The following is a 22,592-nucleotide window of genomic DNA, read 5'->3' as shown; positions in this document are numbered from 1 at the left end:
TGGTGTTCAAGTTACTTAATTAGCGGCTACGGAAGGTGATACGACCTTTGTCCGTGTCATATGTAGTTAGCTCAACAGTAACCTTGTCTCCAGTCAGGATGCGGATATAGTTTTTACGCATTTTTCCTGAAATGTGAGCAGTAATGACGTGTCCGTTCTCTAATTCAACACGGAACACGGTGTTTGGCAGTGTTTCTAACACAGTACCTTGCATTTCAACGTTTTCTTCTTTGGCCATCTAATCCTCTAAATGTAACAACCATAAGTTTTTAATCGGCAAGATAATGCCGAAAAACCATCATCATGTAAAGGAATGTCGTATTTTAAGCCATCATTTTAGGCCTGATAGATAGTGACATTCCCACCGTAAACAGCATTAATCCTTAAGGGGTAATGATAAATCAAGCACCTGAGTAGACCAGCAGCCTGATTGTAGTGGCTGGTCTCGTAACTGGTAAAGATGCTGGAGAAATTCTTCCCTTGGAATATTTTTGGCACCCAATGATTCTGTATGATGGTTTAATACCTGACAATCAAACAGTTGGCCACCATGACGTAAAAAGTGGTGATAAAATGCTATAAAAGCGCACTTGGATGCATTCTCCATTCGGCTAAACATCGATTCACCGCAAAATAATGCACCTACACAAACGCCATATAAACCGCCCACCAACCGGTGCTTATGCCAGACTTCAATTGAATGGGCCAAACCTTTGTGATGCAGGGTTTGGTAACCTCTCTGAACTTCCGAACCGATCCAGGTACCTTCTGGCCGTTGGGCGCAACTATACATTACTCTATCGAAAGCATAGTTTACCGTAATTTGATAAATATGTTTGCGAATAAAACGACGTAATGTTCGGCCCGTATGCAATTCCCCAGGAATTAATACAGCCCGAGGATCTGGAGACCACCATAAAGGAGGCTCGTTGGGCGAATACCACGGAAAAATTCCCTCATTATAAGCCACTTTTAAACGTTCTGCACTCATATCTCCACCAAATGCCAGCAAACCATTGGGTTCAGCCAAGGCATTGTTTGGATGAGGGAATTCGTATGAAATATCCAGCTGAGCTATTGACATAAAGCGTGTCACTCCTGCCCAGAGTAATTTTGTCGCTGATAAAATTGGTAATAACGCCCTTGTTGAGCCAGCAGAACGTCATGTTTGCCTTGCTCAATAATGCGTCCCCCATCCATAACACAGATCCGATCCATATGTTGTAAGCCCGTTAGTCGGTGGGTAACAGTAATCAGTGTCTTGTTTTGGCAGCTATGGCGTAGCAGCGATAAGATTTGTTGCTCAGTATCCGCGTCAAGTCCTTCAGTTGGTTCATCAAGAAGCATTAAAGGAGCATCATGTAACAATGCTCTGGCAATTCCTAATCTGCGTTGCTCTCCACCAGAAAGCTGGCGTCCGCCTTCGCCCATCCAACAGTTTAGATTTTCATCATTATCCAGCAAGTTTCCTAAACCTACCTTCTTCAATATGGTTATTAATTCATTATCACTGGCATCTGGTTTTGCCAATAAAAGATTTTCGCGCAGGGTATGGCTGAATATATGTATTCTCTGGGGAACGATAGACATCATTGAGCGCAATGTTGTCTCATCATAGCGGGAAATAGGTTTCTGATTTAGTTGAATCTCACCGTTATTGACATCCCATGCACGGGTCAATAGCTGTAAAAGCGTCGATTTACCACATCCTGTTTTTCCCAATAAAGCAATATGTTCACCCGAGACCAAAGTGAGAGAAATATTTGTTAACACTGGCAGAGGTTGGTCAGGATAGGTGAAATCAATGTTTTTTATTTCAATTCTGATATCCCCATCTGTCTTAGGCCCATTAGCAGGGAAAGTAACTTCCGGCTTTTGATGCATTAATTGGGAAACACGAGTAGCGGATGAAATAACCTGCCCCATGTGCTGAAATGCTATGGTAACTGGCCCGAGGGCTTCAAAAGCAGCAAGGGTACAGAATGTAAATAGAGCTATTAATGCCCCTGGCTGGTTCTTTTCCCCCACACCGCCGGCTGCTAGCCAAAGCATCAGCGTTACCGCTATACCTGTGGAGAAAATCATAATTGCCTGCGAAAGCCCGGTTAAATTGGCCTGTTTTTGCTGACTCTTCAGCCAATCATATTCAACTTCTACCATAGATTGACGAAAACGTTTGAGTGCTCCGAATACGGTCAATTCAGCCTGCCCCTGTAAGGCACTAGTCAGTAATGTACGATATTGGGCCCGTTGTAAGGTGATGTTTTTGCCATAGGGTTTACCGGCGTGGTAAAACACGAAAGGCAATATCAACAGCAGCCCTAACATAATACTGCCGAGAATATAGGCGAGCGAGACATCAAGGAACCCGAAGCCAAATGTCAGTACTAAAATTACGACAAACGCGGCGAGAACAGGGGAAATAACGCGCAGATAGAGATGATCCAACGTTTCGACATCAGCAACGAGCCTGTTTAACAATTCACCTTGACGAAAACGGGCAATTCCTCCCGGAGAAAGTGGCAGAATTTTTTGAAAAGCAAAAACGCGTAAATGTGCCAGAACACGGAAAGTTGCATCATGGCTGACAAGACGTTCACCATAGCGGCCAGCAGTGCGGAAAATGGCAGCCCCACGAACACCAGCAGCAGGTAGCATATAGTTAAACGTATACAACCCCGAAAATCCCGCCAGAGCTGTGCCGGCAAGGAACCATCCGGAAAGTGTCAACAGGCCAATGCTGGCTAACAGGGTTACAATCGCCAATACCATTCCTAAACTAATGAGAAACCAGTGGCGACGGTAGAGGGCGAGAAAGGGGAGTAATATACGCATGGTTAAAGCTCCACACTGCGGTGAGACAACAGACGGAAAAATGCACCTTGAGATCGGCTTAAACTCTGATAATCACCTGTTTCAATCAATAGTCCATTCTCCATTACCCAGATCTGGTCATATTCCAGAGTTTCTTCTAACAAGTGAGTAACTAATAGGGTGGTTTGTTGATAGGCGGCTTGATTTAAGGCCATCATCACGCGCTGTTCACTATGGGCATCAAGGCTGGCGGCAGGTTCATCCAATAATAATAATTGACTGGGATTTAATAATGCCCTTGCTACCGCGATACGTTGAGCTTGCCCGACAGACAGACGAGCCGCATTGTCACTAATTACCGTATTGACGCCATCTGGTAGCGCGTGAACAAACTCATCAACATAAGCTTGTTTCATCACATCATTGATTTGTTCTTGTGTTGCAACATATTGACCGAGACGGATATTATCTAACAGAGTCTGCTCTGGCAGATGAGGATTCTGACCAACCCAACTCAAACACTCACGCCATTTAGTGAAATCAAGTTCACGCAGTTCAATACCATTGATTTTCAGTGAGCCATGATAAGGCAAAAACCCCAGCAACAGATTGATCAACGAACTTTTGCCAGCACCACTTTTGCCAACCAGCGCGATTCGCTGATGTTCATCAATCGTAAAATTCAAAGGACCAGCAAGACGGTGACCATCGTGAGACAAAATCACCAATTCGTTGGCTTCAATAGCCACTGATTTTTCATCAGGTAGCTTTTTTTGGCCGCTGATAACAGCCTGTTCTCCATCACTGCTGAGTAGGGTGAAAAGTGATTCAGCCGCTCCAATTGCCTGGGCTTTTGCGTGATAAAATGTCCCAAGATCCCGTAAAGGCTGAAAAAATTCAGGTGCGAGGATCAGTGCAAGGAAGCCGGAAAACAGTGTGACGCCCATTCCGTAGCTGCCAAAGTGCAGTTCTCCCAGATAGGAAAAACCAAAATAAACGGCAACAACGGCAATGGAAACCGCAGCAAAAAACTCCAATACAGCTGAAGATAAGAATGCCATGCGCAGCACTTCCATTGTTCTGCGGCGGAAATTTTCTGTTGATTGAGTAATCTGCTTAACTTCAGCTTCTCCCCGGTGGAATAAGCGTAAAGTTTCCAGACCCCGTAAACGATCGAGGAAGTTGCCGCTTAAACGGCTGAGTGCAACAAAATTTCGTTGGTTAGCATCTGCTGCACCTAATCCTACCAGAGCCATAAATAGGGGAATCAATGGTGCGGTCACAAGCAAAATCAACCCAGCTGCCCAATTAACCGGAAACACGGTAATCAGAATTAACATTGGGATCATGGCGGCCAGAGTCATTTGGGGCAGGTAGCGAGAATAGAAATCCTGCATATCTTCGATTTGTTCCAGAATAATGGTCGCCCAACTGCCGGCTGGTTTCCCCTTAACCCATACTGGTCCCAACTTTTCCAATTTATCTAAAACCATACTGCGAATTTGCTGGCGTACAACTTTGCCACAGATAAAACCCACACGTTCCCGGACGGCATTGATGATTGCACGAAATATAAAGGCAGCTACCAGCATCAGAAACTGATTGATGAGGTTTTCACGGGGAACATTATCCATAATCAGGGCTTGAAGGATTGAGGCTAAAAGCCAGGCTTGAGAAATGATCAGTAATCCACCGATCAGCCCTAGTATCATGGATAGACGAAGCCACCGTCGGGCTGGGGCACTTTGTTGTCTCAGCCATCGAACAAGTTCAGATTGTCTTGTTTTGTCCATAAGAAAAATTTCTGATTAGCAGGTGATGATACGAAATATCAAAACAAACCTTATGTTACTTATTTAAAAGCGCTATTGAAATAGCGCTTTTAAGGAGGATGGATTACTTGGTTGCCAAACCATCAAGAAAACGTTCAGCATCCAGCGCAGCCATACAGCCTGTACCGGCGGAAGTGATTGCTTGACGATATATATGATCCATCACATCTCCGGCGGCAAAAATGCCCGGAATGGAGGTTTGGGTAGCATTACCGTGCAATCCAGACTGGACTTTGATATATCCATTTTCCAGTTCAAGCTGCCCGTCAAAGATACCTGTATTTGGGCTATGACCGATGGCGATGAAAACACCAGCGACATCCAGTTCTTCGGTATTGCTGCTTTTCGTATCGCGAAGGCGGACCCCCGTAACCCCCATATCGTCACCCTGAACTTCATCCAAAGTTCGATCGATATGCAGAATGATATTACCGCTTTTCACTTTTTCCATCATACGGTCTATCAAGATTTTTTCTGAACGGAAAGTATCACGGCGGTGAATCAAGTGGACTTCAGAGGCAATGTTTGCCAAATAAAGTGCTTCTTCAACAGCCGTATTACCACCACCAACGACGGCAACTTTCTGTTTGCGATAGAAAAAACCATCACATGTTGCACAAGCGGATACACCCCGGCCTTTGAAAGCTTCTTCGGAAGGCAATCCTAGATAACGGGCAGAAGCACCTGTCGCTATGATCAACGCATCACAAGTATATTCCTGATCATCCCCATATAAACGGAGTGGTTTGTTTGAGAAATCAACTTTCTTAATATGGTCAGAAATCATCTCAGTTTGAAATTTCTCAGCATGCTGGAACATACGCTCCATCAAGTCTGGACCAGTAAGCCCTTCAGGATCACCGGGCCAGTTTTCAACCTCAGTCGTGGTGGTCAATTGGCCGCCTTTTTCAATCCCAGTAATGAGAACCGGATTTAGATTAGCGCGGGCTGCATAAACGGCAGCGGTATAACCAGCAGGACCTGAGCCAAGAATGATGAGTTTACTGTGTTTGGCTGTGCTCATGAATACCTCATTTCCATTATCTCATATTGCGAATTTAGGGATTGTAGGAGAAATAATAAGTTAAAAAAAGCGATTATCAGATAAAATATTCATGTTATTAACGATTTTACCGATAGATAGTAACTATGATGTGATCGAAATGTAAGGGGGAATTGTTTAACCTTCTGAATCGAACATCATTTATACATTTAAGATATGAAACCAGTTATTTGAACGTCTTACTGAAAATTTGTTTGGTATGTTGTTCTGGTTTTCGCTCATTTACTTTGACAATCGGCTGTGCATTTGCGAAAACATCTGTGTAAGAGATAATTATCTACCTCGCTAATCAATTGTTTCTATAGAATAGACAAATTGAGGTGGATAATTTTCTCATAGAATATTAAAAATTGCCGTTAAGCTACTTTCTGAAAGACATTGTGTTTTGGGAGATAATATACTGGAAAATGGTGTTCTGGTTAATCGAACGCTGGAAAACCACATACTGGGAAATTGTAGTAGGCCTCAAAACTTGGTTACAGATTGGGCTTTACCTTTGAAGACATCTTTTCCAGCTCAGTTGCTTCAAAGAGATAGGGAAAAGTTATGGGTGTAGGAATATAGAGAGAGAGCAATAAGATGATTGATAATAAGAAGCGTCCAGGAAAAGATCTTGATCGTATAGATCGCAATATCCTTAATGAGTTGCAAAAAGACGGTCGTATTTCTAACGTGGAGTTATCCAAACGTGTTGGTCTGTCACCGACACCTTGTCTGGAACGTGTACGTCGTTTGGAGCGCCAGGGCTTTATCTCTGGTTATACAGCTTTGCTGAATCCTCACTATCTGGATGCATCGTTGCTGGTATTCGTTGAAATTACGCTGAACCGTGGAGCAACAGATGTGTTTGAACAATTCAATACGGCTGTCCAGAAATTAGAAGAAATCCAAGAATGTCATTTGGTCTCTGGTGATTTTGACTACTTGCTGAAAACGCGCGTACCAGATATGTCCGCATATCGTAAATTACTCGGTGAAACCCTGTTGCGTCTTCCGGGGGTTAACGATACGCGTACTTATGTCGTTATGGAAGAAGTGAAACAGAGTAATCGCCTAGTGATTAAGACTCGTTAAGCTTTTGTCTAAAATGTACAGATGCAAAACAGGAAAAACTTAGGTACACTCCTGTTTATGCATACAGTTTCAACGCTGAGCTATCCTCAGCGTTGTTCCGTTTAATCAACAGGAAAACCTGGAGAGTCTTTCTTGAACCAGGAATATACAGAAGACAAACGTGTTAAGTTAAAGAAAATAAGCAGTGGCCGCCGGCTTCTGGAAGCCGTTCTGTTGGTAATTGCTATTTGTGCTGTGTACTTGATGATAACGCTCATTAGCTTTCACCCATCCGATCCAAGCTGGTCACAAACTTCATGGCATGAACCCATCCACAATTGGGGTGGAAGCGTAGGTGCCTGGTTGTCAGACACGCTGTTCTCGGCATTTGGTATTCTTGCCTATGCAGTCCCGCCGTTAATGTTTTTAGGTTGTTGGAATGCTTTCCGTCAGAAAGATAGGCAAGAGTACGTTGATTTTTTTACCCTCGCATTACGTGTTATCGGCGCTTTAGCCTTGGTACTGACTTCATGTGGCTTGGCAGCACTCAATATTGATGATTTGGATGATTTTGCTGCCGGTGGTGTTGTGGGTAATTTATTCAGTAATGCGATTCTGCCTTGGTTCAATATACTTAGTGCAACATTAGCCCTGCTTGGTATTTGGGCGGTTGGTTTTATTTTGTTTACGGGTTGGTCATGGCTCACCATTGCAGAAAAGATTGGTGCAATCATTCTGGATTCTATAAGTTTTATGGTAAACCGCAGTCGTAATGCATCAGAATATGACCGTAATGAGTTGGAAGATGAATATTCAACCAGTGAGCATCAACGAGCCGAACATATTGACCAAAATGAACTGGCTGAGACAACGATTGAAACAGAAGCGGTAAGCGCAGACGAAGATGATGTGTTGTTGACTGCTCCAACAGTAATTGAATTAGCAAATACAGATTCAGCATTACCTACTGCTTCAACTTCCTCTAAAACAGAATTTATTGAGAAAACACAGGAAAAGAGTTCTCCTGAGCATATCTCCGTACAGACAGTACCAACACAAACTGTGTTACCAGAAATGCCTGAGCAATCATTCAGCAGTAGCAGTGATGAACACATACCGCAATCAGTAATACAACCAGGGGCAACTTCGTCAGAACCTGTACAAACTGAAATAACGCATAATGCAAAAGATGAGCAAGAGGAAGAGTCTGTTCGTTATTTATTTGAATTACCAAACGATTATCAATCAAATTCAGAACCAGACAATCTTTCGTCAGTTATTGCTGATACTGACAGTACCAACCTGAAAAATACGGTTGCGGATATTGCCGGCATTTCTGCTATAACGAAAAATCCTCAGATTAAACAGGGTATTGGCCCTGAAATGCCACGCCCTAATCCTGTCAGGATACCTACACGTCGTGAATTGTATGGTATTAAAGTGCCTTCTCATCGTTTGGCGGAACATCTGCAACGGGAAGAAAAAGAAAAGCAGAATGAACTGATCGCAGAAACTCATGAACAAGACATGGATGAGCAACAGCAAAATATGTTGCGTCAGCAATTTCTTGAACAACAACGTGAACGTTATGGCAATAATTTTGAGACAGAAAGTAGAGAAGCACGCGAGGAAGCTGTATCTTTATATCGGCAACCAACAGTAACTGTATTTACAGAACAGAATAATCTGGAAAATAGTGTAGATGAACAGGAAGCGCAGCAGGAAGAAGCGCTGCGAATGGCATTTGAGCAACAGCAGAGTGAGCGTTATCAAATGAACCAACCTGTTATTTCAACACACATTTCAGAACAAGATGAAGGAGCTGAGTTAAATTATTCTCCTCAGGTTGATGATCTTGATAAATCTGAATCAACTGAGCCTGCATTCAGAGTACCAGAGCCATTGATTCAACAAGAGACTCAGGAGAAAAAAATAGTTCCTGCCCCTGCTTCCCATGAATCGGGAATTCAGCATACTCTTGCGCAGCAACCGCAGCAACCGCAGCAACCGCAGCAACCGCAGCAACCGCAGCAACCGCAGCAACCGCAGCAACCGCAGCAACCGCAGCAAGACAGCTTGTTCCATCCATTTTTGATGCGCAATGATCAGCCATTGCCGAAACCAACAACACCTATGCCTTCTTTAGACCTTTTGGCTAAGCCGCCAATAGAAGAAGAACCTGTCGATATGTTTGTTCTAGAACAAACCTCTCGTTTGATTGAATCGCGTCTAAATGATTATCGCGTCAAAGCAGATGTTGTTGGATTTTCGCCTGGTCCTGTGATTACAAGGTTTGAGCTGGACTTGGCGCCGGGTGTCAAGGCTTCCCGCATATCTAACTTATCACGTGACCTTGCCCGCTCTCTTTCCGCAGTAGCTGTCCGTATTGTGGAAGTTATCCCCGGGAAACCTTATGTCGGGTTGGAATTGCCCAATAAAAAGCGCCAAACAGTTTACCTGAGGGAAGTACTGGATTGCGATAAATTCAGGGACAATCCATCGCCGTTGACTATTGTTCTTGGAAAAGACATTGCAGGGCAACCTGTTGTGGCTGATTTGGGTAAAATGCCTCACTTACTTGTTGCAGGGACAACGGGTTCGGGCAAATCGGTGGGGGTTAACGCCATGATCCTCAGTATCCTGTATAAAGCGAAACCGGAAGATGTTCGTTTTATCATGATAGATCCGAAAATGCTTGAATTATCAGTGTATGAAGGAATTCCGCACTTATTGACTGAAGTTGTCACTGATATGAAAGATGCGGCCAACGCCTTGCGCTGGTGTGTGAATGAAATGGAACGACGTTACAAACTGATGTCAGCTTTGGGTGTGCGTAATCTCGCTGGTTATAACGACAAGATCAAACAAGCGGAAAATATGGGACGGCCAATCCCTGATCCGTTCTGGAAACCGGGAGATAGTATGGATGCAACGCATCCTATGCTGAAAAAAGAGCCTTATATCGTCGTTATGGTTGATGAGTTTGCAGACCTGATAATGACAGTCGGGAAGAAAGTGGAAGAACTGATTGCCCGTTTGGCTCAGAAAGCGCGTGCAGCAGGTATTCACTTGGTGCTGGCAACACAGCGTCCTTCTGTTGACATCATTACGGGATTGATTAAAGCCAATATTCCAACACGTATTGCATTTACAGTGTCCAGTAAAATCGATTCTCGTACCATTCTTGATCAAGGTGGTGCAGAATCATTGCTTGGCATGGGAGATATGCTTTATTTGGCACCAAATTCTTCCATTCCTGTGCGTGTTCATGGTGCATTTGTCCGTGACCAAGAGGTTCATGAAGTCGTTAATGACTGGAAAGCTCGTGGGCGTCCTCAATATATTGATAGTATTATCAAGGGCGGAGAAGATGGTGATGGCGGCTTAGGGTTTGATAGCGATGAAGAGCTGGATACTTTGTTTGATCAAGCAGTTGAATTTGTGGTTGAAAAGCGCCGTGTTTCCATTTCGGGCGTGCAACGTCAATTCCGTATCGGATATAACCGGGCGGCTAGGATTGTCGAACAAATGGAAGCACAGCAGATTGTCAGTACACCCGGACATAATGGCAACCGTGAAGTTTTGGCACCTCCGCCACACGAACATTAATTAATGCTGTTAAATGCAATGCAGTATCAGCCACTGATGCTGGCAATAATACGAATTGAAGGTACTCGCACATGAAAAAACTGATGTTGATTGGTTGTCTGATGATGGGTGTGAGCGTAGGTTCTGCATGGGCTGATGCTACGCAAGATCTGCAAGGGCGTTTAGGAAAAGTAAATAGTTTTCATGCTGGTTTTACTCAAACAGTGACTAGCAATGATGGGGCTACAATCCAAAAAGGGGAAGGAGAACTTTGGATCAAACGCCCTAATTTATTTAACTGGCACATGACTTCGCCTGATGAAAGTGTTTTGGTTTCTGATGGTAAAACTCTGTGGTTTTATAACCCTTTTGTCGAACAAGTAACGGCAAACTGGTTAAAAGATGCAACGGGGAATACACCATTTATGTTGATTGCCCGTAATGATCCCGCAGATTGGAAACAGTACAAAATTGCACAAAATGGTAATCATTTTGAGCTGACTCCGAATAATGCCAATGGTAACTTGAACCACTTTTCAATTACTGTAACACCAGAGGGAACTATCCAGAAATTTACGGCGGTTGAACAGGATGGGCAAAAAAGCGCTTATCAATTGCAAAAGCAGCAAAATACCAGCGTAAATGCGGATAAATTCAAATTTACAGTACCAGATGGTGTTACGCTGGATGATCAGCGCCAGTGAGGTTTAAGTGAATAATCTTTCACTCGATTTTTCACAAAATGAATTTCAGCCACTGGCCGCAAGAATGCGTCCAGTCACATTAGATCATTACATTGGGCAGCAGCATTTATTGGCAGAAGGCAAACCTTTGCCAAAAGCGATCCGGGCTGGTCACCTTCATTCCATGATTTTGTGGGGGCCACCAGGAACAGGAAAGACAACGCTGGCTGAAATAATTGGTTATTACGCCCAAGCTGATATCGAACGAATCTCGGCAGTGACATCCGGCATTAAAGAAATCCGTGAATCAATAGAAAAAGCACGCCAAAACCGGAATGCAGGTCGCAGAACCATCTTATTTGTCGATGAAGTTCATCGATTTAATAAAAGCCAGCAGGATGCATTTTTACCACATATTGAAGATGGAACGATCACCTTTATTGGTGCAACGACAGAAAATCCTTCTTTCGAATTAAATTCAGCCTTGTTATCACGGGCGCGAGTTTATTTATTGAAATCTCTCTCGACGACAGAGATTGAGCAAGTGCTTATTCAGGCTATGAACGATAAAGAACGAGGGGTTGGCGGGCAAAAGATTGTATTACCGGATGATACCCGCCAAATGATTGCTGAACTTGTCGCTGGAGACGCTCGCCGCTCACTGAATTTGCTGGAAATGATGTCAGATATGGCAGAAGTGGATCGGCACGATCAGAGAGTTCTGACACTTGAACTACTAAAAGAAGTCAGTGGGGAGAGAAGTGCACGCTTTGATAATAAAGGTGATCGGTATTACGATTTAATTTCTGCCCTGCATAAAGCAATCCGTGGTTCAGCACCTGATGCCGCACTTTACTGGTATGCCCGAATCATTACCGCAGGTGGTGATCCACTTTATATTGCTCGCCGGTTACTGGCGATTGCTTCTGAAGATGTTGGTAATGCCGATCCACGCGGAATGCAGGTCGCAATTGCTGCATGGGACTGTTTTACACGAGTAGGACCGGCGGAAGGAGAGAGAGCGATTGCACAGGCAATTGTGTATCTTGCTTGCGCACCGAAAAGTAATGCGGTTTATACCGCATTCAATGCGGCAATGGCGGACGCAAAAAATAAACCGGATTATGATGTGCCTATCCATCTGCGTAATGCACCGACGAAACTGATGAAGGAAATGGGCGTGGGTGAAGCATATCGCTATGCTCATGATGAACCGAATGCGTATGCTGCCGGTGAAGTTTATTTCCCACCTGAAATGCAACAAACACGTTATTATTATCCGGTCACCAGAGGGCTGGAAGGGAAGATTGGTGAGAAATTAAACTGGTTGCTGGAACAGGATCAAAATAGCCCGATAAAACGCTATCGTTAATCTTATTGATACGGTAAGGTTTATATCCAATAGATTTCACTACGTTATTCTCAATAACAAGTATCTCAATAACAACTTTTCAATAACAACAAACACAGGACTAGCATGCTCGATCCAAATATGCTGCGTAATGAGCTAGACGCAGTCGCCGAAAAACTGGCTCGCAGGGGTTATACCCTTGATGTGGAGATGCTGCGCAAACTAGAAGAGCGCCGCAAAGTTTTACAAGTTGAAACTGAAACCCTGCAGGCAGAACGTAATTCCCGATCGAAGGCTATTGGTGCAGCGAAAGCCCGTGGTGAAGATATTGAACCACTGCGTCAGGAAGTGAATCAGTTGGGAGAAAAGCTGGATTCAGCAAAAGCTGAACTGGAAACATTGCAGACTGAAATTCGTCATATTGCTTTAAGTATGCCGAATATTCCTGACGATTCCTCCCCTGACGGGAAAGATGACAGCGATAATCTGGAAATCAGCCGTTGGGGCGAACCACGCCAGTATGCTTTTGAAATTAAAGATCATGTATCGCTGGGTGAACTGAGCGGTGGTCTTGATTTTGCGGCAGCGGTTAAATTAACTGGCTCACGTTTCGTGGTTATGAAAGGTCAGATTGCTCGTCTGCACCGTGCTATCGCACAGTTCATGCTGGATTTACATACTGAACAACATGGTTATTTGGAAACCTATGTACCTTATTTGGTTAACCACGATTCTTTGTACGGTACGGGGCAATTACCTAAATTTGGTGAAGATTTGTTTCATACCAGACCGTTGGAAGAAGAATCTGCCAGTAACTATGCTTTGATCCCGACTGCGGAAGTGCCTGTTACTAACTTGGTTCGTGATGAAATTCTGGATGAAAGCGAATTACCATTGAAAATGACTGCCCATACACCTTGCTTCCGTTCTGAAGCGGGTTCTTATGGCCGTGATACCCGTGGTCTGATCCGTATGCACCAGTTTGATAAAGTTGAACTGGTTCAGATTGCCCATCCAGAAAAATCTATGGAAGCACTGGAGGAATTGACGGGTCATGCAGAAAAAGTATTGCAGTTGTTGAACCTGCCATACCGCAAAATGCTGCTGTGTACTGGTGATATGGGTGCAAGTGCAAGAAAAACTTACGATCTGGAAGTTTGGTTGCCAGCACAGAATACTTACCGTGAAATCTCATCTTGCTCGAATGTGTGGGATTTTCAGGCCCGCCGTATGCAAGCACGTTTCCGTTCGAAGGACAACCAAAAACCACAGTTGGTACATACACTGAATGGTTCTGGACTGGCGGTAGGCCGTACTTTAGTTGCTGTGATGGAAAACTATCAGCAGGCAGATGGACGTATCGCAATTCCAGAAGTATTGCGTCCTTATATGAACGGATTGGAATACATCGGTTAATAACCTATACCCAGTGAATTTTGAGCTGAAGCTCGGAAAACGAAGGGTGTATATTTTTAGTAAAAAAGCGCTGAGTGTGAAGTAACGGCGCTTTTTTATGAATATATCCCAATGCCTTAATTTTTCATGACCATTTCATCCTTCTTTATTTCATGTAAATAAAAAACATTGCGATAAGAAGAATAATGGCTTGCCATACGGAGTGGTGTAGTAAATAAAAGCCCTAATAATAAAGGAAGGGAAGAAACGAAAATCAAAAGATTAATGAAGAAAAAGAATAGTAATGCACCTAAGAGGTTTTTACATATGCTATTTAAACTGGTTGAAAGTGCTTTTTTTACACTAAAATTATTCAACATAATCAATGTAGGAGCGAACCAAGAATATGCAGTAGATAAAAACAAAGCAATTATGATAGAAAATAAAGATAAAAATGATAAGGATGATTCATCTACGGAAATGGTTGAATCGTAGTTTCTATATAAAGAAATTGAATACATATCATCAAAAACAACTTGAAATAAATCATCACCATCGATAAGTGCAGCAGAGATATACCCCAATGATTTTATTCCGCAAACAACTATTCCTATTAAAAATAATGAACCACATTTATGTCGAAAACCATAAAAAAGCCGTTTTAATTCGAATTTATCTGTGATTCTTTGGTTTTCACATATAGAGATAATTCCGGCGATAAATAGAGGATCTAGTAGACTGGAAAGGATAAACCCAAGATAAGGAATTAGCATAATGCCAAAATTGATAGTACTATAAATAATCCCCATTAACACCCACATACCAAGTTTAGGTGATATAAAGTCCCAGGCATCGCCTATCGAGCCGATAGCTGTACTTACTTTAATTTTTTGCCCATCGGGAATGAAAATATCGTTATCTGAATCATTGGATGATTTTTCTGAATTTGGTTTGATACTTTGTGCATCCATTATTTTTTACTTCCATTATTAATAAAATAGAAAAGCGCTATTTATAGCGCTTTTTGCATTATAGATATCTATTCACAAGTAATTAACTGATTATGGTAGATTTTTCCTTATTTTCTTCTGGGGCATAAAAAATGCTGCGGTAGCTGGTGTAACAGGTGATCATATACATAGGCATGGTGATAAATAGGCCTAAGAATAATGGGATTACGGAAATAAGCAGCAAAATTCCCATTAATAAGAAAAAGATAAAACCACCGAATAGATTTTTCTTTACTGCGCTCAGGCTCATGGATACTGCTTCACCAAATTTTAAACCGTTAATGATGATCAGGGAAGGGGCAAACCAGCTAAATGCAGTAGCAACCATTATGAAAACGTATAAAATAAGAAATGCGAATAATAAAGTGGAGAGACTGCCTAATACGAATGCTGGATCTGCATTTTCTGCAGATAAGATTAATTGTATTATGCTGGTACCGCCAACAATAACAGCAGCAATTACACCAAGTATATAGATACCAAAGAAAAGTCCACCAACAGCAACTAATGAACCTAGCTTATTTTTAAAACCATAGAAGATTAGCTCTATATCAAACTCACCAGTGATGCGTTGTTGTTCAGCCGCGGCGATGAAACCGGCAAAAAAGACTGAACTAAATAGCATGCTAAAGATACCGAGGAAAGGAAGGAACTGTACAATGATTAGAATGGCTAAGTAAATTAAGCCCATCAGTATCCATCTCATTGGTTGTGCTTTAAATACTCCCCAAGCACTACCTATCCACTCTGTAGCTGCCCCAGCTCCAACGGCACGACCGCCAGGAATGAATACATTTTTCTCTTTTTTCAGAGAAACATTACTTTCCCCTGAATTGAAATTAATATCTTGAGTGTCCATTTTTTTCCGATTTATCTCATTTATTGACTGTTTTTGAATTGGTTTTTCTCTATCACTATCTCCATAAATACAAGCTCATAGAGAGAACGATAGAATTATTATATAAAAATTATTAATCAACAAGCATTAATTGAGATTCTTATCTACAGATTAGTGTGTAATTTATATCGATATCAAGAGGTATATTGAAGTACGTTTTGATTGTAATAATGTAATTTTGGTTTAATTATCTGACCTATTTGGATATAAGGTAAATTATTTCATTTTTAATATGAGAATATGTATATTTTTGGATAGAAATTTCTTTACTTGATGTCAATAACAAATGCCAGTATTTAGAACAGGTAAATTGTGTTGATTTTTTAATGTTATAGTTAATTTGTGTTATTAATTGAAAGCTCAATTTTTCTGTAAGTTGATCTATATCGGTCTAGTTCAGTCTGACATAGTTTAAATTATTCTGAAGTTATCCAATAAGTTAAATATATTATTTCTTTTTTATTGTATATAAATATCTTAATCGAATTAAAGTGTTGACAAAAAATATTAGATTTAAGTTATCAAATTTTTCTTCGAAAAAAAACTGGTCTCAATTTATTGAAAACCAGTTTTTACTGAAATTAAGCAATTTCTTATTTGAGTATTAGTGCAGGAAGATGAAAGTCTAATAAATCACATGGTGTCCATAACTATTCAGAATTTCTTTTACCCTATCCATTGTTTCTTTTGAGGGAGGGTGAACATCTTCTAATTTATATTCTTCACCCATGGCAATCCATTTATGCTTGCCCAACTCGTGATAAGGTAATAATTCAATTTTTTCAATGTTTTTCATGCGCTTGATGAATTCACCAAGCAAATGGACAGAGTTATCGTCATCTGACCAGCCGGGAACGACAACATAGCGAATCCAGGTTTTTTGATTTCGTTTTGCCAGATATCGGGCAAATTCGAGAGTTCGATGATTAGAAACGCCGACTAATTTCTGGTGGATATCATCGTTAATTTGTTTTAAATCCAGCATAACAAGATCAGTATCGTCCATTAGCTCATCGATCACCGGATCATAACGGCGGACAAAGCCATTGGTATCTAAACAGGTATGAATTCCTTCCGCATGGCAGGCTCTGAACCAGTCACGGACAAACTCGGCCTGGAGAATTGCTTCGCCACCAGAAGCTGTGACTCCACCACCTGAAGCATTCATAAAATGACGATAGGTCGTCGCTTCTTTTACTAACTCTTCAACAGTGACCGTTTTTCCACCATGAGTATCCCAGGTATCGCGGTTATGGCAATAGAGACAACGCATTAGGCAACCCTGGAAAAACGTGATAAAACGGATACCCGGGCCATCAACGGTTCCACAAGATTCAAAAGAGTGGATACGACCAAGTACGGACATGAAAGGATTTCTCCAAAAACTGACAAGTATTAAAGGCCCCAGTTATTAAGGGGCCTTTAGTGTATGTCATTTCATTTCAATGGAAAATAATGACATTTTGAGGTAACACAGCTCTGTTTAACGCTACTCTCACATGCTTAGCCATTACATTGTTTTGGTGAAGGTACGGGTGATAACGTCTCTTTGTTGCTCTTTAGTCAAAGAGTTAAACCGTACCGCGTAGCCTGATACACGGATAGTCAACTGAGGATATTTCTCAGGATTTTCCATTGCATCCAGTAACATTTCCCGATTCATGACGTTAATGTTCAGATGCTGACCGCCTTCAATATCTGCTTCATGATGGAAATAACCATCCATCAGACCTGCCAGATTGGCTTTACGGACATCATCATCTTTACCCAGTGCATTAGGTATGATGGAGAAAGTGTATGAGATACCATCTTTAGCATACGCAAATGGCAACTTAGCCACTGAAGTCAGTGACGCTACAGCGCCTTTCTGGTCACGCCCATGCATCGGGTTAGCGCCTGGTCCGAATGGTGCGCCAGCACGACGTCCATCAGGAGTGTTACCTGTTTTCTTACCATAAACCACATTAGAGGTAATGGTGAGTACAGACTGAGTTGGAGAGGCATTGCGATATGTTTGCAGTTTCTGGATTTTTTTCATGAAGCGTTCAACCAGATCACAAGCGATATCATCGACACGTGAATCGTTGTTACCAAATTGTGGGTATTCTCCTTCAATATTGAAATCAACGGCCAAGCCATCTTCATCACGGATTGGAGAAACTTTTGCATATTTAATCGCAGACAGTGAGTCAGCAGCAACGGATAACCCTGCGATACCACATGCCATGGTACGGAATACGTCACGATCATGCAGTGCCATCAACGAGGCTTCATAACTGTATTTGTCATGCATATAGTGAATGATATTCAGGGCGGTGACATATTGTTTTGCCAGCCAATCCATGAAGTGATCCATGCGATCCATAACTTTGTCGTAATTCAGCACGGCATCTCTCATTGGCTCTTCTTTCGGACCAACCTGCATTTTCATTTTTTCATCCATACCGCCGTTGATGGCATACAGCATGGTTTTTGCAAGGTTCGCTCGGGCACCGAAGAACTGCATTTGTTTACCGACAATCATTGGGCTGACACAACATGCGATAGCATAATCATCGCTGTTGAAATCAGGCCGCATTAAGTCATCGTTTTCATACTGCAGAGAAGAAGTATCGATAGAGACTTTTGCCGCAAATTTTTTGAAGCTAATTGGCAGCTTTTCAGACCACAGAATAGTCATGTTGGGTTCTGGTGATGGTCCCATGGTGTACAGCGTGTTCAGGAAACGGAAGCTGTTTTTGGTCACCAGAGTACGACCGTCCAAGCCCATACCTGCCAATGATTCGGTTGCCCAGATTGGATCACCAGAGAACAGTTCATCGTATTCAGGAGTGCGCAGGAAACGTACCATACGCAGTTTCATTACCAAATGGTCGATCAGCTCTTGAGCTTGTTGTTCAGTCAGTTTACCTGCTTGAATATCACGTTCAATATAGACATCCAGGAAGCTGGAAACACGGCCGAAAGACATTGCTGCACCATTTTGAGATTTAACAGCTGCCAGATAAGCGAAGTAAGTCCATTGTACCGCTTCTTTGGCATCAATCGCCGGATTGGAAATATCATAGCCATATTTAGCGGCCATCTCTTTTATTTGGCCGAGAGCACGGTGCTGTTCAACAAGCTCTTCACGCAAGCGGATAGTGGATTCCAGATCTTCACCGTTTTCCAATTTTTCTTGCAGGGAAGTGAACTGGGCAAATTTATCATCACGCAGGAAGTCAATACCGTACAATGCGACACGACGATAATCACCGATGATGCGGCCACGGCCATAGGCATCTGGCAGACCAGTCAAAACACCCGATTTACGGCATTTCAGGATATCAGGAGTATAAACATCAAACACACCCTGATTATGGGTTTTGCGATAGTCAGTAAAAATTTGTTTCAGTTTTGGATCGAGATTGCGATTGTAGGCTTTGCAAGAACCTTCAACCATTTTAATGCCACCAAATGGAATAATGGCTCGTTTCAGAGGCGCTTCGGTTTGCAGGCCAACGATTTGTTCCAGATCTTTTTCAATATAACCAGCATCATGAGAGGTAATTGTAGATGCAACATCAGTATCAAAATCTACCGGTGCATGAGTGCGGTTTTCGATTTTGATACCTTCCATGACTTTTTCCCACAAAACATCTGTCGATTTTGTGGCGCCTGCAAGGAACGATTCGTCACCTTCATACGGGATATAATTTTTCTGGATGAAGTCACGAACGTCGACTTTATTCTGCCAGCTACCTTCGTTAAATCCTTGCCATGCAACAGAAAATTTTTCATTTAACTCGGACATGATACTTCTACCTTTTAACAGTGGAACTTTTAAGAAATCTGGCGTGGAGGCGAATTAATTCTTTTTGCCACCGCGTAAATAGATGATCCAATAAGTCAACCCAACCAATACAGCACCACCGATAATGTTACCTATCGTTACAGGGATCAGATTATCGGTAATAAAATTCGAAACGGTGAGTTGCGGAAACTGCTCGGGAGTAACTCCTACTTTCAGCCAGAATTCTTCAGGCGCGAAATTTTTGATGGTGATCCCGAACGGAATTAAAAATATGTTAGCGATACTGTGTTCAAAGCCACTGGCGACAAACATGCCAATTGGCAGTATCAGCGCGAATAGTTTATCGATCAGGCTGCGTCCGGCATAGCTCATCCAGACCGCAAGGCATACCATCAGATTAGCTAAAATGCCTAAACAAATCGCTTCAATAAAGGAATGGTGCATTTTATGATCAGCTGTTTGTAATACATTCAGCCCCCAGATACCATTGGCAACGGTATATTGTCCTGAGTACCAGATTAAGGCCACGAAAAACAGTGCGCCAATCAGATTACCAATATAAACGTTAATCCAGTTTTTTAGCATCTGTGACCAAGTAATACGCCCTGTCGCTTTTGAAATGATTGTCAGTACGGTAGAAGTGAAGAGATCGGCACCACATACAACCACCAGCATTAGGCCAAGAGAAAAGCAGAGTCCCCCCGTTAATTTTGCCAATCCATAAGGAATGGAAGAGGTTCCTGTTGTTGCCGTAATATAAAAAACAAAAGCAATGGAGATAAACACACCCGCCATGATTGCCGATAAGTAAGTCACTGCGGGGTGTTTATTGACTTTATATACACCACTATCATCAGCGATTTGTGCCATTACAGCAGGTGGAAATAAATTAAAAGGGTTGTCAGTTTTCATCCTAACACTCTCTTTATCCTTAATTAATATAGCACGCAATGATAGTAACAAACCGATACTGATCTGAATTTGATATGGATCATATTAGTCTTAAAGTCTGGTGAAATATGATGACCCGAATATGGCTTTTTGACTTTAATGTATTGATTTATATGTATAAAATATTTTTTAAAATCTATAAAAATATTTTATAGGGACAGATAGGGAGATTTCAGACATAAAAAGTAAAATAACAGGTTAAATTGTCATTTATTTGTTGTTTTAATATAAACTATATTTAACCTGAATTTTACTTTTAATAAACTTTAATCTAATCGTTTATTTATTTGCCCAAAATTTACGCTTGGCTTTTTGCAATTTTTCATAGGCATTCAATAATGCCTGATGTGCTGGTAATGATTTCAACTCTGAATCGATAGACCATAAACCGTAGAAACAGTTCTCTCCGGCAATAGCAGCGGAAGCTGCATCAACAGTATCCTGACCATACATTTTCACAAACACCTGATAATATTGTTCTGGTTTGCGATCCTCTTCTTGGGTCAATAACAATAAAGTTTGCAGGCAGCGGTAATAATTTGCTCGCTCAGCGGTGAAAATAGAAGTATTGAAATCTTGTGTCCATTCAACCCAAATCAGCGCTTGTTCCAGATCGTTACCAGCCAATGCCAGCATGGATTTCAATTCACCGATACGCAGGTTGCTCCAACCGTTATCTTTGCCCGCAGCAATTCCCAGCAATTCACGAATACGGGTGAAATCATCTAACCCCTCATCATCCAATTGTTCAAGGAAAGCGAGATATTCTTCTGGTTGCCATTGGCTTACCGGTAACGCCAGAATGGTATCACGAAGATGAGTTCCCATGGTGTTATTGGCAATATGCAGATCTTCAACTGGATAAATATCTGACATACCCGGGACCAGAATACGGCAGGCATAAACGCCAAGATGCTCATAATCAGCAATGTAGACGTCAGCATCCAGTGTATTGAAGATCCCCATCAAAGTGTCAAATTCTTCTTCTGTTGTTCCGCTGAAATTCCAGTCAGCAAACTCATAATCAGCATCTTGTTTAAATAGATCCCAACTGATCGCGCCGCTTGAATCAATAAAGTGAGTTTCCAGATTAGTATGCTCAGAAACTTCTTCATCATCGAAACTGGGTGGAGTGAAGACATCCAGATCTTTCAGGCTGCGCCCTTGCAGCAACTCTGTGACAGTACGTTCCAGTGCAACGCCAAAATCAGGATGGGCACCAAAGGATGCAAAGCAAGTTCCATTATTCGGATTGAGTAATACAACGCAAATGACCGGGAATTGGCCGCCGAGTGAAGCATCGTAGCAATAAATCGGGAAGCCTTCTTCCTGCAATTTATTGACGGACTCAACTACGCTAGGGTAGCGGTTCATAACGTCTTGTGGGATTTCAGGCAAGCTGATGAGTTCTGCAATAATGCGGTTTTTCACATAGCGTTCGAACACTTCAGATAATCCCTGAACGCGCGCTTCGTTAATGGTATTACCGGCTGACATACCATTTGAAACATACAGGTTTCCGATAATGTTCATCGGAATATAAATAGTTTGATTATCTGACTGACGAGAGAATGGCAGGGCGCAGATCCCGCGATCTTCATTGCCTGATTGAAGATCAATCAATTGGCTGGCATTGAGGGCATTGTCTGGGTTGTAAAAATGATGGAGACGTTCGTCTAAAATGCCTTCTGGCAGGGAATCATCTTCTGGTAATGGAAACCATTTTTCATTTGGATAATAAATAAATTCACCATTGGCTACCGCATCGCCAAGATAAAAATCAGCAAAGAAATAATTTGTCGATAAGCGCTCAAAATATTCTCCCAGCGCAGAAGCCAAAGCGGCTTTCTTGCTGGCACCTTTGCCATTAGTAAAGCACAGTGGGCAATCGCGATCACGGATATGTACTGACCAAACATTAGGGACAGGATTCAGCCAAGAGGCTTCTTCGATATTAAAACCAAGGGATACCAGCTTGTCTTGGAAACGGTTAATGGAGTCTTCTAATGCGGCATCTTTGCCCGGGATATAGGTTTGCGTCATCGTAATTCACTTCAATTCATGTTAGAAGCCATATATCATACGGCGTTTTTTTTGTCCGCTCTATCAATTCCCAAAAATTATTGTTAATTAGAGTTTATTTATTCTTGCTTTACATAAT

General features: G+C 42.1%; 16 protein-coding genes. 5 read left to right on the top strand and 11 right to left on the bottom strand.

Going from position 1 to position 22,592, the window contains the following annotated elements; genetic code table 11:
* Positions 1 to 19: 19 nt before the first annotated feature.
* The 5 genes from infA to trxB all read right to left on the bottom strand — a co-directional run bounded on the left by infA (position 20) and on the right by trxB (position 5,670).
* Positions 20 to 238, bottom strand: coding sequence for a translation initiation factor IF-1 (gene infA / locus AACQ81_RS08535; RefSeq protein WP_092552189.1), 219 nt, complete (start codon positions 236 to 238; stop codon positions 20 to 22).
* A 138-nt stretch (positions 239 to 376) separates the two neighbouring features.
* Positions 377 to 1,084 (bottom strand): leucyl/phenylalanyl-tRNA--protein transferase, encoded by a 708-nt coding sequence (aat, locus tag AACQ81_RS08530; RefSeq protein ID WP_237385278.1) that lies wholly within the window; start codon positions 1,082 to 1,084, stop codon positions 377 to 379.
* Positions 1,085 to 1,092: 8 nt separating this feature from the next.
* Entirely contained in the window at positions 1,093 to 2,835 is a 1,743-nt protein-coding gene (cydC, locus tag AACQ81_RS08525; RefSeq protein ID WP_237385277.1) for a heme ABC transporter ATP-binding protein/permease CydC, read from the bottom strand.
* A gap of 2 nt (positions 2,836 to 2,837) precedes the next feature.
* Positions 2,838 to 4,607 carry a heme ABC transporter permease/ATP-binding protein CydD gene (cydD, locus tag AACQ81_RS08520; protein WP_237385276.1) on the bottom strand — a complete coding sequence of 590 codons (1,770 nt, stop codon included), beginning with the start codon at positions 4,605 to 4,607 and terminating at the stop codon, positions 2,838 to 2,840.
* A gap of 103 nt (positions 4,608 to 4,710) precedes the next feature.
* Positions 4,711 to 5,670, bottom strand: a complete 960-nt coding sequence (gene trxB / locus AACQ81_RS08515) for a thioredoxin-disulfide reductase (RefSeq protein ID WP_237385275.1) — start codon at positions 5,668 to 5,670, stop codon at positions 4,711 to 4,713.
* A gap of 618 nt (positions 5,671 to 6,288) precedes the next feature.
* On the opposite strand from trxB, the gene lrp reads away from it, so the two are divergent.
* The 5 genes from lrp (at position 6,289) to serS (ending at position 13,800) form a co-directional block, all read left to right on the top strand.
* Positions 6,289 to 6,783, top strand: coding sequence for a leucine-responsive transcriptional regulator Lrp (lrp, locus tag AACQ81_RS08510; RefSeq protein ID WP_092552174.1), 495 nt, complete (start codon positions 6,289 to 6,291; stop codon positions 6,781 to 6,783).
* Between the two features lie 132 nt (positions 6,784 to 6,915).
* Positions 6,916 to 10,371 (top strand): DNA translocase FtsK 4TM domain-containing protein, encoded by a 3,456-nt coding sequence (locus AACQ81_RS08505; protein ID WP_237385274.1) that lies wholly within the window; start codon positions 6,916 to 6,918, stop codon positions 10,369 to 10,371.
* Between the two features lie 71 nt (positions 10,372 to 10,442).
* Positions 10,443 to 11,054 (top strand): outer membrane lipoprotein chaperone LolA, encoded by a 612-nt coding sequence (lolA, locus tag AACQ81_RS08500; protein ID WP_237385273.1) that lies wholly within the window; start codon positions 10,443 to 10,445, stop codon positions 11,052 to 11,054.
* Positions 11,055 to 11,061: 7 nt separating this feature from the next.
* Positions 11,062 to 12,405 carry a replication-associated recombination protein A gene (locus AACQ81_RS08495; RefSeq protein WP_237385272.1) on the top strand — a complete coding sequence of 448 codons (1,344 nt, stop codon included), beginning with the start codon at positions 11,062 to 11,064 and terminating at the stop codon, positions 12,403 to 12,405.
* A 105-nt stretch (positions 12,406 to 12,510) separates the two neighbouring features.
* Positions 12,511 to 13,800 carry a serine--tRNA ligase gene (gene serS / locus AACQ81_RS08490; RefSeq protein ID WP_237385271.1) on the top strand — a complete coding sequence of 430 codons (1,290 nt, stop codon included), beginning with the start codon at positions 12,511 to 12,513 and terminating at the stop codon, positions 13,798 to 13,800.
* A 116-nt stretch (positions 13,801 to 13,916) separates the two neighbouring features.
* Here serS and AACQ81_RS08485 read toward each other — a convergent pair whose 3' ends face one another.
* The 6 genes from AACQ81_RS08485 to ycaO form a co-directional block, all read right to left on the bottom strand.
* On the bottom strand, positions 13,917 to 14,750 hold the full coding sequence (locus AACQ81_RS08485; RefSeq protein ID WP_237385270.1) for a BPSS1780 family membrane protein: 834 nt from the start codon (positions 14,748 to 14,750) through the stop codon (positions 13,917 to 13,919).
* An 82-nt stretch (positions 14,751 to 14,832) separates the two neighbouring features.
* On the bottom strand, positions 14,833 to 15,648 hold the full coding sequence (locus AACQ81_RS08480; RefSeq protein WP_237385269.1) for a BPSS1780 family membrane protein: 816 nt from the start codon (positions 15,646 to 15,648) through the stop codon (positions 14,833 to 14,835).
* Between the two features lie 664 nt (positions 15,649 to 16,312).
* On the bottom strand, positions 16,313 to 17,053 hold the full coding sequence (pflA, locus tag AACQ81_RS08475) for a pyruvate formate lyase 1-activating protein (protein ID WP_237385268.1): 741 nt from the start codon (positions 17,051 to 17,053) through the stop codon (positions 16,313 to 16,315).
* Between the two features lie 144 nt (positions 17,054 to 17,197).
* Complete coding sequence (gene pflB, locus AACQ81_RS08470; protein ID WP_237385267.1) at positions 17,198 to 19,480, bottom strand: formate C-acetyltransferase; 2,283 nt, start codon at positions 19,478 to 19,480, stop codon at positions 17,198 to 17,200.
* 54 nt (positions 19,481 to 19,534) lie between these two features.
* On the bottom strand, positions 19,535 to 20,392 hold the full coding sequence (gene focA, locus AACQ81_RS08465; protein ID WP_237385266.1) for a formate transporter FocA: 858 nt from the start codon (positions 20,390 to 20,392) through the stop codon (positions 19,535 to 19,537).
* 318 nt (positions 20,393 to 20,710) lie between these two features.
* Complete coding sequence (ycaO, locus tag AACQ81_RS08460; protein WP_237385265.1) at positions 20,711 to 22,474, bottom strand: 30S ribosomal protein S12 methylthiotransferase accessory factor YcaO; 1,764 nt, start codon at positions 22,472 to 22,474, stop codon at positions 20,711 to 20,713.
* Positions 22,475 to 22,592: the final 118 nt, after the last annotated feature.

Source organism: Xenorhabdus sp. Sc-CR9 (assembly GCF_963897815.1).
Lineage (GTDB): Bacteria > Pseudomonadota > Gammaproteobacteria > Enterobacterales > Enterobacteriaceae > Xenorhabdus.
Note: the sequence above shows the minus strand (reverse complement) of the source record. Positions and strands in the feature narration are given on the sequence as shown.

Coding starts and splice junctions, on each gene's coding strand:
- infA (WP_092552189.1), bottom strand. CDS start 238: ATGGCCAAAGAAGAAAACGTTGAAATGCAAGGTACTGTGTTAGAAACA.
- aat (WP_237385278.1), bottom strand. CDS start 1,084: ATGTCAATAGCTCAGCTGGATATTTCATACGAATTCCCTCATCCAAAC.
- cydC (WP_237385277.1), bottom strand. CDS start 2,835: ATGCGTATATTACTCCCCTTTCTCGCCCTCTACCGTCGCCACTGGTTT.
- cydD (WP_237385276.1), bottom strand. CDS start 4,607: ATGGACAAAACAAGACAATCTGAACTTGTTCGATGGCTGAGACAACAA.
- trxB (WP_237385275.1), bottom strand. CDS start 5,670: ATGAGCACAGCCAAACACAGTAAACTCATCATTCTTGGCTCAGGTCCT.
- lrp (WP_092552174.1), top strand. CDS start 6,289: ATGATTGATAATAAGAAGCGTCCAGGAAAAGATCTTGATCGTATAGAT.
- lolA (WP_237385273.1), top strand. CDS start 10,443: ATGAAAAAACTGATGTTGATTGGTTGTCTGATGATGGGTGTGAGCGTA.
- serS (WP_237385271.1), top strand. CDS start 12,511: ATGCTCGATCCAAATATGCTGCGTAATGAGCTAGACGCAGTCGCCGAA.
- AACQ81_RS08485 (WP_237385270.1), bottom strand. CDS start 14,750: ATGGATGCACAAAGTATCAAACCAAATTCAGAAAAATCATCCAATGAT.
- AACQ81_RS08480 (WP_237385269.1), bottom strand. CDS start 15,648: ATGGACACTCAAGATATTAATTTCAATTCAGGGGAAAGTAATGTTTCT.
- pflA (WP_237385268.1), bottom strand. CDS start 17,053: ATGTCCGTACTTGGTCGTATCCACTCTTTTGAATCTTGTGGAACCGTT.
- pflB (WP_237385267.1), bottom strand. CDS start 19,480: ATGTCCGAGTTAAATGAAAAATTTTCTGTTGCATGGCAAGGATTTAAC.
- focA (WP_237385266.1), bottom strand. CDS start 20,392: ATGAAAACTGACAACCCTTTTAATTTATTTCCACCTGCTGTAATGGCA.
- ycaO (WP_237385265.1), bottom strand. CDS start 22,474: ATGACGCAAACCTATATCCCGGGCAAAGATGCCGCATTAGAAGACTCC.